Origin of the sequence: Limnospira platensis NIES-39 (assembly GCF_026000695.1) — a bacterium.
In the GTDB taxonomy this organism is placed as follows: Bacteria; Cyanobacteriota; Cyanobacteriia; order Cyanobacteriales; family Microcoleaceae; genus Limnospira; species Limnospira platensis.
In genome coordinates, this window is record NZ_AP026945.1 from 1,938,489 (window position 1) to 1,955,240 (window position 16,752).

General features: G+C 43.3%; 17 protein-coding genes and 4 pseudogenes. 11 read left to right on the top strand and 10 right to left on the bottom strand.

The genetic code is table 11. The features are described from left to right. Positions 1-83: 83 nt before the first annotated feature. Both N39L_RS09505 and N39L_RS09510 read left to right on the top strand, forming a co-directional pair. Positions 84-584, top strand: a complete 501-nt coding sequence (locus N39L_RS09505; RefSeq protein WP_014275060.1) for a hypothetical protein — start codon at positions 84-86, stop codon at positions 582-584. Between the two features lie 304 nt (positions 585-888). Next, the gene (locus tag N39L_RS09510) at positions 889-1,245 is read left to right on the top strand and encodes a hypothetical protein (protein ID WP_006615909.1); all 357 of its coding nucleotides are present in this window, start codon (positions 889-891) and stop codon (positions 1,243-1,245) included. A 627-nt stretch (positions 1,246-1,872) separates the two neighbouring features. On the opposite strand, the gene N39L_RS09515 is transcribed toward N39L_RS09510, so the two are convergent. The 4 genes and pseudogenes from N39L_RS09515 to N39L_RS09530 form a co-directional block, all read right to left on the bottom strand. Then, the gene (locus N39L_RS09515) at positions 1,873-2,007 is read right to left on the bottom strand and encodes a hypothetical protein (protein WP_286131321.1); all 135 of its coding nucleotides are present in this window, start codon (positions 2,005-2,007) and stop codon (positions 1,873-1,875) included. A 550-nt stretch (positions 2,008-2,557) separates the two neighbouring features. Next, positions 2,558-3,409, bottom strand: a pseudogene (locus tag N39L_RS09520) (site-specific integrase); the annotation flags it as partial. Between the two features lie 98 nt (positions 3,410-3,507). Beyond that, positions 3,508-5,274, bottom strand: coding sequence for a group II intron reverse transcriptase/maturase (gene ltrA / locus N39L_RS09525; protein WP_014274168.1), 1,767 nt, complete (start codon positions 5,272-5,274; stop codon positions 3,508-3,510). 721 nt (positions 5,275-5,995) lie between these two features. After that, positions 5,996-6,544, bottom strand: a pseudogene (locus N39L_RS09530) (hypothetical protein); the annotation flags it as partial. A 78-nt stretch (positions 6,545-6,622) separates the two neighbouring features. On the opposite strand from N39L_RS09530, the gene N39L_RS09535 reads away from it, so the two are divergent. Then, positions 6,623-6,769 carry a hypothetical protein gene (locus tag N39L_RS09535; protein WP_157888686.1) on the top strand — a complete coding sequence of 49 codons (147 nt, stop codon included), beginning with the start codon at positions 6,623-6,625 and terminating at the stop codon, positions 6,767-6,769. Here the strand turns inward: N39L_RS09535 and hypB are convergent. The 3 genes from hypB to gap form a co-directional block, all read right to left on the bottom strand. Then, complete coding sequence (gene hypB, locus N39L_RS09540; protein WP_006616714.1) at positions 6,749-7,579, bottom strand: hydrogenase nickel incorporation protein HypB; 831 nt, start codon at positions 7,577-7,579, stop codon at positions 6,749-6,751. The genes N39L_RS09535 and hypB overlap by 21 nt on opposite strands. Positions 7,580-7,581: 2 nt before the next feature. After that, a complete protein-coding gene (gene hypA, locus N39L_RS09545) occupies positions 7,582-7,923 on the bottom strand; it encodes a hydrogenase maturation nickel metallochaperone HypA (protein WP_014275065.1) in 342 nt (113 codons plus the stop codon). 114 nt (positions 7,924-8,037) lie between these two features. Beyond that, a complete protein-coding gene (gap, locus tag N39L_RS09550) occupies positions 8,038-9,060 on the bottom strand; it encodes a type I glyceraldehyde-3-phosphate dehydrogenase (RefSeq protein WP_006616712.1) in 1,023 nt (340 codons plus the stop codon). A 90-nt stretch (positions 9,061-9,150) separates the two neighbouring features. On the opposite strand from gap, the gene N39L_RS09555 reads away from it, so the two are divergent. Both N39L_RS09555 and N39L_RS09560 read left to right on the top strand, forming a co-directional pair. After that, complete coding sequence (locus N39L_RS09555) at positions 9,151-9,348, top strand: hypothetical protein (RefSeq protein ID WP_126277485.1); 198 nt, start codon at positions 9,151-9,153, stop codon at positions 9,346-9,348. A 443-nt stretch (positions 9,349-9,791) separates the two neighbouring features. After that, positions 9,792-10,946 (top strand): ATP-dependent 6-phosphofructokinase, encoded by a 1,155-nt coding sequence (locus N39L_RS09560; RefSeq protein WP_006616711.1) that lies wholly within the window; start codon positions 9,792-9,794, stop codon positions 10,944-10,946. Between the two features lie 11 nt (positions 10,947-10,957). On the opposite strand, the gene N39L_RS09565 is transcribed toward N39L_RS09560, so the two are convergent. From N39L_RS09565 to N39L_RS09575, 3 genes and pseudogenes are all read right to left on the bottom strand, one after another. After that, positions 10,958-11,326, bottom strand: coding sequence for a cyclic nucleotide-binding domain-containing protein (locus N39L_RS09565; RefSeq protein ID WP_006616710.1), 369 nt, complete (start codon positions 11,324-11,326; stop codon positions 10,958-10,960). Positions 11,327-11,566: 240 nt separating this feature from the next. Continuing rightward, complete coding sequence (locus N39L_RS09570) at positions 11,567-12,553, bottom strand: transaldolase (RefSeq protein WP_006616709.1); 987 nt, start codon at positions 12,551-12,553, stop codon at positions 11,567-11,569. A 181-nt stretch (positions 12,554-12,734) separates the two neighbouring features. After that, positions 12,735-12,914, bottom strand: a pseudogene (locus N39L_RS09575) (hypothetical protein); the annotation flags it as partial. Positions 12,915-12,960: 46 nt separating this feature from the next. Between N39L_RS09575 and N39L_RS09580 the strand changes: the two are divergent. The 6 genes and pseudogenes from N39L_RS09580 (at position 12,961) to N39L_RS09600 (ending at position 16,736) form a co-directional block, all read left to right on the top strand. After that, positions 12,961-13,848, top strand: a pseudogene (locus N39L_RS09580) (IS630 family transposase). Positions 13,849-14,601: 753 nt separating this feature from the next. Further along, the gene (locus N39L_RS09585) at positions 14,602-14,826 is read left to right on the top strand and encodes a reverse transcriptase N-terminal domain-containing protein (protein WP_014275016.1); all 225 of its coding nucleotides are present in this window, start codon (positions 14,602-14,604) and stop codon (positions 14,824-14,826) included. Positions 14,827-14,847: 21 nt separating this feature from the next. Then, entirely contained in the window at positions 14,848-15,069 is a 222-nt protein-coding gene (locus N39L_RS09590; RefSeq protein WP_014275017.1) for a hypothetical protein, read from the top strand. Continuing rightward, positions 15,029-15,589, top strand: coding sequence for a reverse transcriptase/maturase family protein (locus tag N39L_RS33285; protein ID WP_014275069.1), 561 nt, complete (start codon positions 15,029-15,031; stop codon positions 15,587-15,589). Before N39L_RS09590 ends, N39L_RS33285 begins: the two co-directional genes overlap by 41 nt. 216 nt (positions 15,590-15,805) lie before the next feature. Next, a complete protein-coding gene (locus N39L_RS33290) occupies positions 15,806-16,435 on the top strand; it encodes a group II intron maturase-specific domain-containing protein (RefSeq protein ID WP_014275070.1) in 630 nt (209 codons plus the stop codon). 121 nt (positions 16,436-16,556) lie between these two features. Next, positions 16,557-16,736, top strand: coding sequence for a reverse transcriptase N-terminal domain-containing protein (locus N39L_RS09600; protein ID WP_071941250.1), 180 nt, complete (start codon positions 16,557-16,559; stop codon positions 16,734-16,736). Positions 16,737-16,752: the final 16 nt, after the last annotated feature.

Below are 16,752 nucleotides of genomic sequence, written 5' to 3' on the forward strand. Positions count from 1 at the left end.
AAACTTTAACAGGAATTAAAACATTTAACATAACAAATAATCCAGTAACTTTTGCAACTAATGAAAGTTTTCCTGATGGAAATATGCTTATTGATTTTAATGTTTGGAGGGGGTTTGACATCCGCCGGATAGGAGATAATCCAATTACGGCTTTAGTACTAAATAGTAGAGTTGGAGCAAATAGCTGGGCGTTTTCTCATCAAGGGAATTATTCTATAGAATTAGAAGCAGATGCTAATCCTAGAGTATTTATATATCATGGTATTAATTTTCATCAAAGCGATGTTTGGCGAACTGCTCCTAGCGATAGATATTCAATACAATTATATAACGGGCAGACATATTTTATAAAGAGCTCAACTCTTTCATCATCTGGAGTACATACTAGATTTAGAGTAGAACACACAAACGTATCTTTGATTAACGATAGTGGAGATTATGTTAAAGGTTCTTCGTATATTAGACTTAAAACAGTTTGTGCTCAGAGTATTAATGGCTTAAATTTACTTAAAAAATTAAATGTAATTGAATTTCAATATAATGAGTTGGCAGCCATGGATTTTCTACACAATAAACAAAAATAGGTTTAATCGCACAAGAGGTTCAACAGTCTTATCCTGATGCAGTTTAATTGGTTAAAAATGACCACACATATAGCCCTGAAGTTGACGACAAAAACATAGATTATCTGACGATTCTTTATGAAACATTAGTTCCTTTATTAGTGGCAGGGATTCAATAATTATCCCCAAAATTAGAGGCACTAAGTAAATCAACAGCATCTACAAATGTTAATATCAGTAATTTACCGACAAGCCCTACAGGTTTAAGTGTAGGTGATTTATGGTGTGACACGGATAACGATAATGTAATCAAGCAGGTGAGATAATGTCTAACAAATATGATATATCTGAAACTAATTGGTTTTTAGCTTACAACCAATACTTTATCAAAGAGGATGATACCCCACACGGAAGTAAACAATTGCCAGATATATCAGGTAGTAAATTTGTGAGGATATTATTTGATGCAGACCAGGTTTCTATTTATTTGAAAATGGCAGGATGGTTAAAATTTTACACATACAATGATGTGAAGCAGAATATGATGGTTAAACGTGAAACTATTTGGCTAAATGAATATCAAATAATTGAATCACCACCATATAGTAATTTTTACTCAATATTTGAACCCTGGGAGAGGATTAAATGGTTTACCCTTTATTTTTGGAGATTAATGCAATGAGTATAATAATACTAGAGGTTCTGTTATTGATCACTGTTATTGTTTATTTGGGCATTGATTCATTGATAGGCAATAAAATAATTGAGTCTAAACTAGATTTAAACAATAAAAAGTTAGACATATTATTTGAGTTTTTGAAAAATTAGTTAGTTCAGATAGTTGGTAAAAAACAGTTAGAAGATAAAAAGCAATCACCCCATCTCCCAATCAACAGAGATGATATTGATGATGATGGTTGGCGTAAACCCTAACACCTAACAGCTAACACCTAACAGCTACCCCAATAACTTAAATGGTCCCCTATGGTTTCTGACTATGGGGGTGTCTATTTATTTTTTGGCTAACGGACTGTTGCAACGGACTGTTAAAAATTTATATGAATGCTTACCCTATCATGTCCAGATAATACCCAGAACTACTTTACCCCTAACAGATAGCTTTACCTACAACCTACGGCTAAGATTTTGGCTTAGGGTGTTTATTAGGGGTACTGGGTTTTGAACGAAATGAATACCCCTATAAATTGGAGACTTGCTGAGGATTATGTAGGTATCAGCGAGAGATGACGAAACAAGTCACCAGTTGAAAAGTTGTTTGGGGGTATCGCTTCAGTATGTCATAGCCAGGTTAGTCGTGATTATGCGATCGCATTTTGTTGGTAGCGAGTAGGCTCCTCAAGATTTCACCAATAATCTGACTCCCATAGGGAACCAGGTAGGCGGTCTGATATCTTTGTACATTGATAGGAGTATCGTTGTACATTGATAACCTAGTGGGTTCCCCCTACGGCTACCTACGGCTATCGTGTTGACTTGGAAGCATATCCCCCCCCTAACCGAAACAAACACTCTTAGGGGTGCGACCGATGTGATAGCAGTCAATGGTTCGTAACGAACCGATAGGCTTGCCATTGACTGCTATCACAAGGGAGTTACCCTATCGGTGTTTGGTTGGGGGGTGGTATGGGTATTTGACAGATTGATTAAGTTGTGCTTATTGATTAACCCGTCAATAATTAAGATTTGTTGCTGAGGGATATGCGCTAATTGTCCCGTGTGCTAAGACTGAGTTGAGTGTATTTTGTGTGTGACGGTACGACTATCGGGTTAAGTAAATTCCCGCTATCGCCGTCAGGATAAGGAAATAGAAAAAACGGGACTGACGGGGCTCGAACCCGTTTTATAGCCTATAACCCCTATTCTACCGTTACTCTAGTGCACTCAAAAGCGATCGCACATTTAGGAGTTAGTGCAAAAGGAAAACCCCCTAGGTATTTAGCCTAGAGGGTATTGTGTTGTGGGTTTATTGGGGATTAATCATCAAGCTGGTAAAGAGCTCTGATAATTGCCTTAACCTCTGGTAGGTCTGGATTAATGCCGATATTAATCAGGACTTGTTTCCCCATCTCTAGCGGTAATGGTTGCCTTTGATGTCTTGTTAGGATGCCTAACTCTGTCGCAAGATGGCGACGTTTTTTGTACTTGCCATCATTAACTGACACCGAGTGACCAAACGAACGCGCTCTGATTTCCTGTGGTATCCCGTTCATCTCCCCTAGTTGGTTTCCAAGGTGTCGAAAGGCATAGGCTTGAGTTAGTCCCCAATTATGTCGTGATAACCAGTTGCGATGATTATTATTAAACATTTTTGGATTTTTAGACTCAGTAACAGGTAGATAAACGTTATGAATCCCTAGGCGGTTAATTAGAACCTTGTCTTTACTCATTGGGATAGCTAACCGCCAACCCGTTTTGGTACTGCCGCCAAAATTAGTAAACTCACCAATCACTAACACTAACTCAGTGTTATTGGGGTCTGAGATAGCCGGAAAAGTAATACCATCAATCTTAACTGGCTTAGTTAAATTTTGACCTGCTGCTACTTCAGACGGTCGTAATCCGTATAGGGTACACATTGCACTAACCCAACACCAACCATCACGCGCATTATTGTCTACAGATGTTCTGTAGTCAGTGTTGCGTTTTTTATCTAACAAGCCTAGCAAGGTATCTAAATCTACACTTTGAGACTCCGTAAATACTGTTTGGGTTGGGTCAATTTTTTCTAGCTTGTCCAGTGCTTTTTTGCAGCCAGCCCGTTCCGCTACCTGCCTTAACTTGTAATATCGGTCTTTAAAATCCTTGTGCCCCACCGGACTGCTACCGAGTAGGGGTCGAGAGAGATGTCGCCATCTCCCCCTCCCATACAAAACCGTACATGAGACTTTCACCTCATACGGCTCCTAGTTTGACCGTCTCCTTGTTAAGAGTACAGCATCATCTCTTCATCAAGAGCTGTTTTATCGTCGTGACAATGGCGGTGTAATAATTGAAGATTCTTGTAGTCATCCTTTCCGCCTTGGCTTCTAGGTACAATGTGGTCTATTTCAATTAAGTCTGATGGGGTAAAGAATTGCCCACACCAGGTACATCTACCTTTTTGTTTTTTGAGTAGTTTTGCTACCCTAATTGGCGTGTCGATTGCTTGTCCTTTCCTGGTTGCCCAGTAAGTCCAATTTCCGTCGTATGGTGTTGCGTCGGGGCGTATTAGGGTATGTCTGACAATTGGAGTCCAGTTATGTTTGAATAGATGTAACCCATCTTTGGTTTGGAATAGCCAATTTTCGTGTCTTTCTTTCCCATTGCTAAGTTTAATTGTTCCATGTCTGAAATAATTACTTAGCTTTTCGTGATTTGCCTTTCCGCATCTTGATACTGTCCATGCCTTTAACATTTGCCAGATTGTTTTGTCTAGCTTATTGAAGGTCTCTGTTGAGACTACCGCTGAGTAATAATTTGACCATCCCCGAATAATTGGATTTAGTCTACTAATCAAGGCTGATTGAGGTGCTGTTCTATGTTGTTTAATCACACCTTTAATCACTTCTGTGTGGGCTTTAACTGCTTTGTTGCTGGGTTTTATGTGGGTTTTATGTCCGATTAATCGACTCTTAGGCCCCCCTGTTTTCCCAGATTTATACTTTCCTACGGGATATTGCCTGATATTGAATCCTAGAAAATCAAACCCAGGTTCCTCAATCTTGCCATTATACTCAATAGGATTGAGTGTGTGACATATTCGGGTTTTTTCAGGTCTAATCTCTAGTCCTACAGGTTTTAGCCATATAGAAATAGCAGTCATGCACTGTTCAATGATTCCTAGGTCTTTGGAGATGACCACAAAATCATCGGCATATCTTATAAGGTTTACCTGATTGGTGCTGCCTTTATTTGGATACATTTCTTTGACTAACCTTTCTATTCCATCCAGTGCGATGTTGGCTAGTAGTGGACTTATTACTCCTCCTTGGGGTGTCCCTGCTTCTGTATCCTCAAATACACCGTTATCTAGCACGCCAGCTTTGAGCCATTGTTTCAGGTCTCTCTTCAAGCTGCTTGGACAATGAATTTTGGACAATAGGTAATCATGGTTTATTCGGTCAAAGCATTTTGCTATATCAGCATCAAGAACATAGTATTGTCCTTGATTTATGGCAGTATATATTCTACTTATTGCATCTTGTGCTGACCGTCCGGGTCGGAACCCATAGCTTGTGCCTTCAAACCTCGATTCCCATTCAGGTTCGAGGGCCGACTTAACCAAAGCTTGCCTTGCTCTATCTTGGATTGTGGGTATGCCTAGTGGGCGTTTTTCATCCCTACCAGGTTTTGGAATCCACACCCTTCGCAGTGGTTTTGCTTTGAGGTTTCCCTTAATGTTTTTGACAATTTCTAACCTTTGTCTTGGAGAGATTGCTCTTACTCCATCAACCCCGGCTGTTTTCTTGCCTTGATTATCTTGGGTCACTCGCCGCACTGCTAAGAGCCGGGCATAATACGATTTCACCAATAGACGTTGCAACCTTCGTGCCTTTGCGTCTTGTCCCGATTTAGCTGCTTGAAATATACTCTTTTGGAGCTTGAAAACTTTCCGTTGAACCTTAGTCCATGGGATTGCCTTCCATGCGTTGTTCGTAGTCTTGATTGGTTTGGGTTTACCAAATCCTTTCTTTAAACTCGCTATCGCCATTTTGACTCTTATTAGACTCTATTCTTACAATCAAACCGTGACCTGTTAGCATATCCCTACCATTACAGCAGGGCGTTGGCTTCTGGTCACATCTCACATCCTCTAGGACTTGCGGTTACACTTATCCCTACTGATATCTCGACCAGATAATCAGAGTCCAGGAGGACTTAAAACGTTCCGTTTATATGGGCATTCCATCTTTAGATTTGTCCTCTCCACCGGGGTACTTTTAAAGGTCTGTGTAGGTAGTAAAAAAAAAACCCCTACTTTTCCCCTTACTCTTTTGAGCGCAGCGTATCAACCTATTTCGCTACTTACTCTTTACGATGGTTCAAGCCAGACATTCGGTTTCCCTAATCATGGATGGTTGGCAGTGGTCTCGTTTCTGGTGTTAGGTTGCACCTCGGAGCCTTCCGTTCCCCGCTTCAATCCTGGGGTTGTGATTCCCAAAACTGGGGGTGGCTATCGCCGTTACCCTAATTTCCTAACTTTTACTTATCCATTTTTGGACATCCTATAAGGAATTTGTATGAGTTAGTTTGTTTTGACCTTGGGTTCCCTGCCTTGATTTGTATCGTAGGATACTAATCGTTGGGACATATAAACAGTTATGAGGATGGTCAGGAGTGCGCTCCTTATATTCAACCAAGGGGTTGAAGTCCCCACCAGGCGGTTATTTCGGGTATTGCAACCCTATTTCATGCCTGAACGTCTCGCACTCTTTTAATGGAGTATACAAGGCTTCTTTTATACCCTCCCAAGTGACGTAACTATCCCAGTCTGTAACTTTGTCAAATACATCTAAGAAACACCGTTTAAATGAAGCTCTGTCACTAGCCATATCGCGAGAGCGCTTCCGTTTAGTGTTCTTGTGTACCCCATTAAAGTAATCATCTTCCATCTCTTTAAACACTTGGCGATAGGTGATTAAGTCGTTTTCCAAAGGGGTTTTGTTTTCATCAAGGATAGTAGCCTTGTACCAGTCGAGCCATTCAGACACCGACTGAAATTGTCCGTCAAGGGATTTATGAACTAACCAGGCCTTATCAACGGCCTTACGGATACCCTCAAAAGTGAACTGACAATTACATCCTCGCTGCTTACGCCCTCCCGTCTCCGGGTCAGTAGTGATGTCTAGCTGAATTGTCCCCCGGTTACGCTTAATCCTGACACCTTTGGGACATTGTTTGCGGGATAGGTTGAAAAACTCAAGAATATCCTCAAAGCCTTGATATGTACCACTATGTGTACTGTTTGTACTTGCACTCATTTGGCACTAACTCCTAAATGTGCGATCGCTTTCGAGCGCATTATAATGGCGGTAGAATAGGGGTTATAGGCTATCCTGATGACTTCGAATCCCATCGTTCGCCCTGGGGCTGAATTCCCCCTGTTTTTTTGTGTGACTACTACTCACGGGACGACCTATGGTGGAGTCCTTCGTTGGAAGTCTCCAGACTCCCCATCCCTGATTTTAGATGGCGATCGCTTCTAACGAACAAGCCTTCTCCAGGTAATCATACCAGGCTTCCATACCTTCCCCAGTACGAGCAGATACCTCCAAAATCTCAGCTTGTGGTGCAATGCGGCGGATATTGTTAATCGCAGTTTCGCGATCGAACCCTACCGCTTCCGCAATGTCGATTTTATTGATGATGGCTATATTGGCAGTTTTGAACAGAGTCGGATATTTTAGGGGTTTATCTTCTCCTTCCGTCACCGACAACACAGCTACCCGCAAATTTTCCCCCAGGTCGTAGGCGGCGGGACAAACTAGGTTCCCCACATTTTCGATAAATAATAATTGCAGATTATCCAGGTTGATTTTACTTAAAGCCTGGGAGATCATTTCCGCTTCCAGATGACAGACGCTTCCCGTCGTAATTTGCACTACCTGCATTCGAGTTCGTCGCAACCTTTGAGCATCATTATCCGTTTCCAGGTCTCCCACAATCACCGCACTATTGAGACGGGAACCCATATCTGATAAAGTGCGTTCCAGCAATGCTGTTTTTCCTGAACCGGGAGAAGACAGCACATTGATCGCAAAAAGTTTTTTTGCTAAAAAGAAACCTCGATTTCTTTCCGCGAGTCGGTCATTTTTGGAAAGGATGGCTGTGTGAACATCCACCGTTTGATGTTCGGTGTGCTGATGATCATGGCTATGATCATGGTTATGATCATGGTGGTGGTGATGATCGTGACCATGGTGGTGATCGTGACCATGATCGTGATCGTGATCTATGGCGTGACTGTGAATGTGGATGTTTCCTGGTGTGACGGCGCAACCGCAATTGGTACACATAACTACGAAACCTCTAAGGATGTCAGTTCTAATTCTCTTCCTTGGCGAATGTCAAGACTGGGTTCGCCGCACTGGGGACATTCATAAAACCAGGTTTTGGGTTCAAATTCCTGATTACAGTGCTGACAGTAACAGCGAACCGGGAGATAGTCGATCTCAAATTTGGCTTTGGCGGCGATCGTTCCAGCAACCACGACATCAAAAGCAAATTCTAGGGCTTCTACGGCTACTCCAGAATCAGCGCCTACTGTCATTTTAATACGGTGAATCTGATTAGCGCCTTGTTCTTTGGCTTTTTGTAAGGCGATCGCTAGGGTTTGTTCCATAATGCCAACTTCGTGCATCGCCATTGACTCCAATTATAGATGAGAGGAAACCAGAAACCCGATTTTTGTGAAAACCGGGTTTCCCTAAAATGGGTTCGCGTAGCCTCTGGAAACCATAGGCGCACTTGGTGACTACAGCAAGCCGTCAGCCTTAGCCATAGATAGCATTAGGTCAATTACACGACAGGAATAACCCCATTCGTTATCGTACCAAGATACTATTTTAAAGAAATTAGAGTTCAGTTCGATTCCCGCTCCCGCATCAAAAATGCTAGAATGACCGTCCGTAATAAAGTCCGAAGAAACTACATCTTCATCTGTGTATCCTAAAATGCCTTTCATCGCACCTTCGGAAGCCGATTTCATCGCTGCACAAATCTCGTCATAGGTCGTGGCTTTTTCTGTGCGGAAAGTTAGGTCTACCGCTGAGACGTTAGGAGTGGGAACCCGGAAAGCCATACCAGTTAAACGGCCTTTTAGTTCTGGTAATACTAGGGTAACAGCTTTAGCCGCTCCGGTGGAAGCCGGGATGATGTTTTGAGTCGCACCACGTCCACCACGCCAGTCTTTGCGACTAGGACCGTCTACCGTTGGTTGAGTCGCCGTCAAAGAGTGAACTGTGGTCATTAGACCTTCTGCTAACCCAAAGTTGTCTTGAATAACTTTAGAAATCGGCGCTAAACAGTTAGTGGTACAACTAGCATTGGAAACAATGGGGTGAGAAGCTGGATCGAAGTCTTGATGGTTAACCCCAACCACTAAGGTTTTGACTTTTTCTGGGTCTTTGGTGGGTGCGGAAATAACTACCCGTTTAGCACCTGCTTCGATGTGCTTATAAGCGCCATCATAGTTGGTAAATAAGCCAGTAGATTCTACTACATAATCTACTCCTAGTTCCTTCCATGGTAGTTGGGTGGGGTCTTTGATAGATGTACAGCGAATGGTCTGTCCATCCACAACAATGGCTTCATCTTCGGATTCTACTTTACCGTTAAAGCGTCCGTGGGTAGAGTCGTATTTTAACAGGTATGCTAAGGCATCAGCCGGAACGAGATCGTTAATGCCGACAAACTGAATGTCAGGGTGTTGGCTACCATAGCGCATTACTAAGCGTCCGATGCGACCAAAGCCGTTAATACCTACTTTAATTGCCATGATTTAGATAATCCTCCGTTGGGATAATACTACTGTATTAACTGCTGTTAAAAAATAGATTTTAACAGCGAAATTTTAGGGCTAGATTTATTGACTAGCCGAGAAAATAGCAACTCTGGGACTGAGTTTAACTGCTGGTATTCTACCACAGTGAGCGGGTTGGTAATGCAGCTTAAACAATTATTAATTGTTCAACAAGTATGCGATCGCCCTAGGGGGAGATTACCAGATCAACCTTACCACAGCTATATGCTTTTACCAAATTTCGGTCAAGGGAAGGAATCTTAAATTAATCTTAAATTTGTGGTCTGATGTCAGGATTTCCTCAAATTTCCCGATATCATTTATGCACAATTATGGGATTTTGTCAACTCCTAGATAAGTGGCGATCGGCTGATACGATCTAGTTGTAAAATTTGAGTAACGGGGTTTAAACCCAGGTTAAGAAAAACTAAAAAAAACCAAAATTATACATCCTTTGGTGTGATTGGCTGTAGGATTTGAAGTGTGACGGTAACAACGGCTCAATGGGCTCGAAGAACTAAAGCCCAGACTAACCAAGATAGCCCAGTTTAACGGGAAGATTGCCCATATCCCTAAAGACAGGTTGCATAAGTTGACGACCAATTTGGCCAAAAACCAAAACTAGATTGGGATGGAAAACCTGGAACTGTCCGGGAGAAGGCGATCGGCAAGAATTGAAGTTCCTAACTTTTGGAGGCTTACATATTATGACTAAACGTAAGCGTATCGGGATTTTGACCAGTGGAGGAGACTGTCCCGGTCTGAATGCAGTAATTCGCGCTGTCGTGAATTATGCTACTTGTGAATATAATTGGGAAGTACGGGGCATTCCCTATGCCACCCAGGGCCTAATTGAGCGTAAAAGTGTTGTGTTGAACCGCTATGGATTAGAACGCCATGGGATTGACCCGTTACTGAGTATGGGTGGGACTATTCTGGGGTCCATTAATAAGGGAGATACCGAGGCTCAAGCTGATGAGGTAATTTCTGGCTACCATGACTTGGAATTGGATGCTCTGATCGCTATTGGTGGAGACGGTAGCCTTGCCATTTTGCACAAATTGGCGAAAAAGGGCAATATGAACCTGGTAGGGGTTCCCAAGACTATTGATAATGATGTCGCTTGTACGGAACTCTCGGTGGGTTTTAATTCCGCTGTGAGTACAATTTTAGATTCCCTCGATCGCCTTAGCTGTACGGCTGCGAGCCATGATCGGGTGATGGTTGTCGAAGTTATGGGTCGCACCACCGGACACTTAGCTCTACATTCTGGAATTGTTGGCGGCGCAGATGCTATCTTGATTCCAGAAATTCGCTATTCTGTCTCTGGTTTGTGTAAACGCATACAGCAGTTACGTAATTTATGGGAGCGCAAATTTGCGATCGTCGTCGTCGCTGAAGGTGCTAAAACTACCAGCGGAGAGTCCCGGTCTTATAAAGATGCTTTGGGAGAAGTACGATTACGCGGTATAGGTGAATATGTGGCTACGGAAATCGAAACCACACTGGGGGTAGAATCGCGAGCTACAGTCCTTGGTCACGTCCAGCGCGGTGGTGCGCCTTCCGCTCAAGATCGCTTGCTGGCTACGGCTTTTGGTAAAACTGCTGTTGATGTGATTGCCGCTGAAAACTATGGCAAAATGGTGGCTTGGAGTAACCACCAAGTTGTCACCGTCTCCCTCGAAAAGGTATTTCAGAATAGCCCCCGCCTACTTGACCCTAATGGATTTTGGATAGAAACAGCCAGGGCTCTTGGTGTCTATCTGGGAGAAGAATCAGAAATACACAGTACCTGTTCCACCAGCCAAAATGGTCATCAGGATAATGTCAATATTGAAACCCCAGAAACTATACTGAACTGATATCTGAGAAATTAAAGCGATCGCTTTAAATTACGGAGGCGATTCGAGAAACTTCTCATTACCAGTAAAGCAAATAGGGGGGTCTGTTGAATGGCGAATAAAAATCGCCGTTCATCCATTGTTGCCAGTTTACAGCCAGTTTTGGCTATGGCTGTAGAGGCGCGAGTTTTCTCTGGATGAACTAGGGCTCCTTCCCCAAACACATCCCCCTTTTTCAGGGTTTCAATTACTTTTCCCTTCACCACAAAATCTACTTCCCCCTCAAGAATACCGTACATTAAATCGCCGGGTTCTCCTTCTTCAAAAATTACCTCTCCGGCCGATAAAATCTGCTCCGGTAGGTTTTCAAAAATTTGGACAGTTTGTGCAGGTTCTAACATAGCTAATGGATAATTGAAAATTGACAATGGACAATGAGAAACAGGTAATAAAACTCCCTATCTTACTCCCTCTCCTTCTGGGAGAGGGCTGGAGACAGGGGGAGTAGTCCGACCATCCTTATTGTCATCTAAATCCTGAGAAACAGCATCGGTTCCAGCCCATTCTTTACGGGTGATAAATCCATCTCCATCGGGGTCAAAAACAGGTCATAACTCTTAATCCGCATGGGTTAAAGTTTCCTAACTTTCGAGGATAGTTAATCGTTCGGCGAGTAGGTATTCCAAGGATTCTAAAGCCTTAGAAAACCCCTTGATTCCTTCCTCTAATTTGTCGAAAGCCATCGAATCTTCCTTGTGCATTTTAGCAAAGGTTGACCCATCCATTGAGATTTTTTCTATGTCCGATGATTTAGCTAATTCGGGGTCGAGTTTGCGGGGTAAATCTCCCGTTTTAGTATCAAGTTCTTCAAGAAGACTCGGAGAAATTGTGAGTAAATCACAGCCAGCCAGTTCAGTGATTTCGCCAATATTACGGAAACTCGCTCCCATCACTTCCGTGGGATAGCCGAATTTTTTGTAGTAGTTATAAATTTGGGTAACAGATTGCACCCCAGGGTCTTCATGAGGGGCATAATTTTCCCGTCCGGTCTTCTTTTTATACCAGTCTAAAATCCGACCGACAAAGGGGGAAATTAGCGTCACTCCAGCTTCAGCACAGGCGACGGCTTGATGAAATCCAAATAATAGGGTAAGATTACAGTGGATCCCTTCTTTTTCTAAGATTTCGGCGGTGCGAATTCCCTCCCAGGTCGAAGCAATTTTAATCAAAATGCGATCACGTGAAACACCGTGGGATTCATATTCAGAAATCAGATAACGAGCTTTAGCGATCGTGCCTTCAGTATCATAAGATAAACGAGCATCAACTTCTGTCGAGACGCGACCCGGAATAATTTCCAGAATTTGTAACCCAAAAGCCACGGCTAAACGGTCCGTGGCTCGGGTAGCTACATCTTTCGGAGTCGCTTCGGTTCCTAGTTCAGCGCGAGCTTGTTTCAGGGTATCATCAACAATACCTTGATATTCTGGCATCCCTGCTGCTGCTGTAATCAAAGATGGGTTAGTAGTGGCATCTTGGGGGGTAAAGTTGTGAATAGCTTTGATATCCCCAGTATCAGCAACAACAATAGTAAAATCTCGCAGTTGTTTTAACAAAGTGTTGGACATTTTTAGCTCCTAGTTTCATCCATTATAGCAATCAGCCATGATTGATAACTGTTCATGGCTGCTCATCCCCTGGTCAAGTGAGTTGGCCTTCTAGCTACTACCCTGATGAATAGCCCCTCAAACATCCATTGACTACTGAACATGATTCACTATTTATTAGGGGTCGAAAATAGAGTCACCTCTATCTCCTCCCATTCAGAACCGTGCGTGAAAGTTTCCCTTCACACGGCTCCTGGTTTGATTGCTCCCTTGTGAAGGATACAGCGTTAGCGTTATCAAGTGCCGTCTTATCATCGCGGGTGTGGCGGTGTAATAGCTGAAGATTCTTGTATTCATCCTTTCCGCCGAGGCTTCGAGGTATAGCACAAGACAGAACAGTTAGGACGTATAATGGCAAGGATATCTACATAAGACCCAAAAAGCCAGCCCCCTACAGTTACAACCTTAGACAAAAAGTTATTAATGCAATTGAACTAGACGGTATACCCAAAACCGAAGCCAGTCAAGTTTTCCATGTCAGCCGGAACACTATCAATCTCTGACTGCAAAGAAAAGCACAGACCGGAGACTTCCTCCCTAAACCTAATCACCGACCTGGCAATAACCACAAAATTACCGACTGGCAAAAATTCAAGGCTTTTGCCCAAGAGCATGGCGACAAAACCTCTGCTCAAATGGCTCAACTTTGGGATGACGACATCTCTCCTCGCACCATATCCAGAGCCTTGAAGAAAATTGGCTTCACCAGAAAAAAAACTTACGGCTACCAAGAACGTGATCAGCAACAGCGAGAGGCGTTTATTGCTCAGATTCAACATATGGAGCCGGAAGGGTTGGTTTACCTCGATGAAACTGGCATGAATAGTCAAGACTCGGATTATCCTTATGGTTACTGCCAGGAAGGACAACGCTTCGATGCCCTCAAATCCGGGAAGAGGCAGGACAGGGTGAGCTATATGGCCGCATGGTGTTATCAACAACTCTTAACTCCCTTTACCTTTGAGGGTTGTTGTAATCGGACAGTGTTTGAGTTGTGGTTGGAGTTTATCTTAATTCCAACATTGAAGCCAGGTCAGACTCTAGTATTGGACAATGCAACGTTTCATAAAGGGGGCGGCAGGCTGAACTGGTGGAGGCAGCTCAATGCCGTTTACTCTATCTTCCGCCTTATTCGCCAGACCTCAACAAGATAGAGAAATGTTGGTCGTGGTTGAAAGCCCGCATTCGCCATTGCACGTGAGCAGTTTGATTCTCTCGATGATGCCATGGATTCTGTTCTCAAGGCTGCGTCCTAACCGTATTGACTAGTGCTATATATATGGCGATAGGTGCGAGACGTTCAGGCATGAAATAAGGTTGAAATACCTGAAATAACCGCCTGGTGGGGACTTCAACCCCTTGGTTGAATATAAGGAGATCTCTCCTGACCATCCTCATAACTGTTTATATGTCCCAACGATTAGTATCCCACGATACAAATCAAGGCAGGGAACCCAAGGTCAAAACAAACTAACCCATACAAATTCCTTATAGAAATCATAGAAATAGATAAGTAGAAGTTAGAGATTCAGGGTAACGGCGATAGCCACCCCCAGTTTTGGGAATCACAACCCCAGGATTGAAGCGGGGAACGGAAGGCTCCAAGGTAGAACCTAATACCAGAATCGAGACCACTGCCAACCATCCATGATTAGGGAAACCGAATGTCCGGCTTGAACCACCGTAATAGATAAGTAGCGAAATAGGTTGATACGCTGCGCTCAAAAGAGTAAAGGGAAAAGTAGGGTTCTCTATGCAACACCTACACAGACCTTTAAAAGTACCTCGGTGGAGAGAACAAATCTAAAGATGGAATGCCCGTATAAACGGAACGTTTTAAGTCCTCCTAGACTCTGATTATCTGGTCGAGAAAGTCAGTAGGGATAAGTGTAACCACAAGTCTTAGAGGATGTGAGATGTGACCAAAAGCCAACGCCCTGCTGTAATGGTAGGGATATGCTAACAGGTCACGGTTTGATTGTAAGGAATGGAGTCTAGTAGGTGTACAAATGGCGATAGCGAGTTTAAAGAGAGGATTTGGCAAACCCAGACCAATCAAGACTACGACCAACGCATGGAAGGCAATCCCATGGACTAAGGTTCAACGGAAAGTATTCAAGCTCCAAAAGAGTATATTCCAAGCAGCTAAATCGGGACAGGATGCAAAGGTTAGAAGGTTGCAACGTCTACTGGTGAAATCATATTACGCCCGGCTCTTAGCAGTGCGGCTGTAGGGGCGGGTTCCACGGTCAGTCATGCTTCCCAACAGTCAGCTTAATAAACCCGCCCCCCAAGCGGGTCAAGGCAAGAAGACAGCCGGTGTTGATGGAGCAAGAGTAATCTCTCCAAGACAAAGGTTTGAACTGGTCAAGAACATTAAGGGAAACCTCAAAGCAAAACCACTGCGAAGGGTGTGGATTCCAAAACCTGGTAGGGATGAAAAAAGCTGGAATAGGAATACCCACAATCCAAGATAGAGCTAGGCAAGCCTTGGTTAAGTCGGCTCTCGAACCTGAATGGGAATCGAGATTTGAAAGCACAAGCTACGGGTTCCGTCCCGGACGGTTTGCCCACGACGCAATATCCAGAATATACCAAAGTATAAACAAAGGAGGATACTACATACTGGATGCGGACATAGCAAAATGTTTTGACCGAATAAACCATGATTACCTACTGTCCAAAATTCATTGCTCAAGCAGCCTAAAAAGAGACCTGAAACAATGGCTTAAAGCAGGTGTGCTAGACAACGGTGTATTCGAGAATACAGAAACAGGGACACCTCAAGGAGGGGTAATAAGTCCAATACTCGCCAACATCGCACTGTTGGGTATGATTAGGTTAATTGAAAAACTGTATCCTAGGAAATCAAACTATCGCCCTTTTGCGAGAGTCATAAGATACGCCGATGATTTTGTGGTCATCTCAGAAGACCTAGGAATCATTGAACAGTGCCAAACTGCAATCACCGAATGGCTTAAACCTGTAGGCTTATAAATAAAACCTGAAAAAACTCGAATCTGTCACACGCTCAAACCTATTGAGTATGATGATAAAACAGAGAAACCAGGGTTCGACTTTCTAGGATTCAATATCAGGCAATACCCAGTAGGAAAATACAAGTCTGGAAAAACAGGGTGACCCACAAGCCGATTAATCGGACATAAAACCCTCATAAAACCCAGCCAAAAAGCAGTTAAAGCCCACACAGAAGTGATTAAAGGTGTAATAGAACAACATAAAACAGCACCTCAGTCAGCCCTGATTAGTAAACTAAACCCGATTATTCGGGGATGGTCAAACTATTATTCAGCGGTAGTCTCAGCAGAGACCTTCACTAAACTAGACAATATAATCTGGCAAATGTTACGGGCATGGACAGTATCAAGATGCGGAGAGGCAAGCCATGATAAGCTTAGAAACTATTTCAGAAATGGAACGGTTAAACTTAGCAATGGGAAAGAAAGACATGAATCTTGGTTATTCAAGACCAATGATGGATTCCAACTATGGAAACATAACTGGACTCCGATTGTCAGACACACCCTAATACGCCCCGACGCAACACCATATGACGGAAATTGGACTTATTGGGCAACCAGGAAAGGACAAGCAATCGACACGCCAATTAGGGTAGCAAAATTACTCAAAAAGCAAAAAGGTAGATGTACCTGGTGTGGGCAATACTTTACCCCATCAGAATTAGTTGAGGTAGACCACATTGTACCTAGAAGTCAAGGCGGAAAGGATGAATACAAAAATCTTCAACTGCTACATCGCCACACCCGCGATGATAAGACGGCGCTCGATAATGCCAACGCTGTGTCCATAACAATGGAATAGTCAGACTAGGAGCCGTATGAGGTGAAAGTCTCATGTACGGTTCTGAATGGGAGGGGATGGAGGTGACTCCATTCTCGACCCCTAATCGAGTTTAAAGAAAGGGTTTGGGAAACCAAAACCAATCAAGACTACGAACAACGCATGGAAAGTAATCCCATGGACTAAGGTTCAACGGAAAGTTTTCAAGCTCCAAAAGAGTATATTTCAAGCAGCTAAATCGGGACAGGATGCAAAGGCTAGAAGGTGGCAACGTCTATTGGTGAAATCATATTATGCCCGACTCTTAGCAGTACGGCTGTAGGGGCGGGTTCCACGGT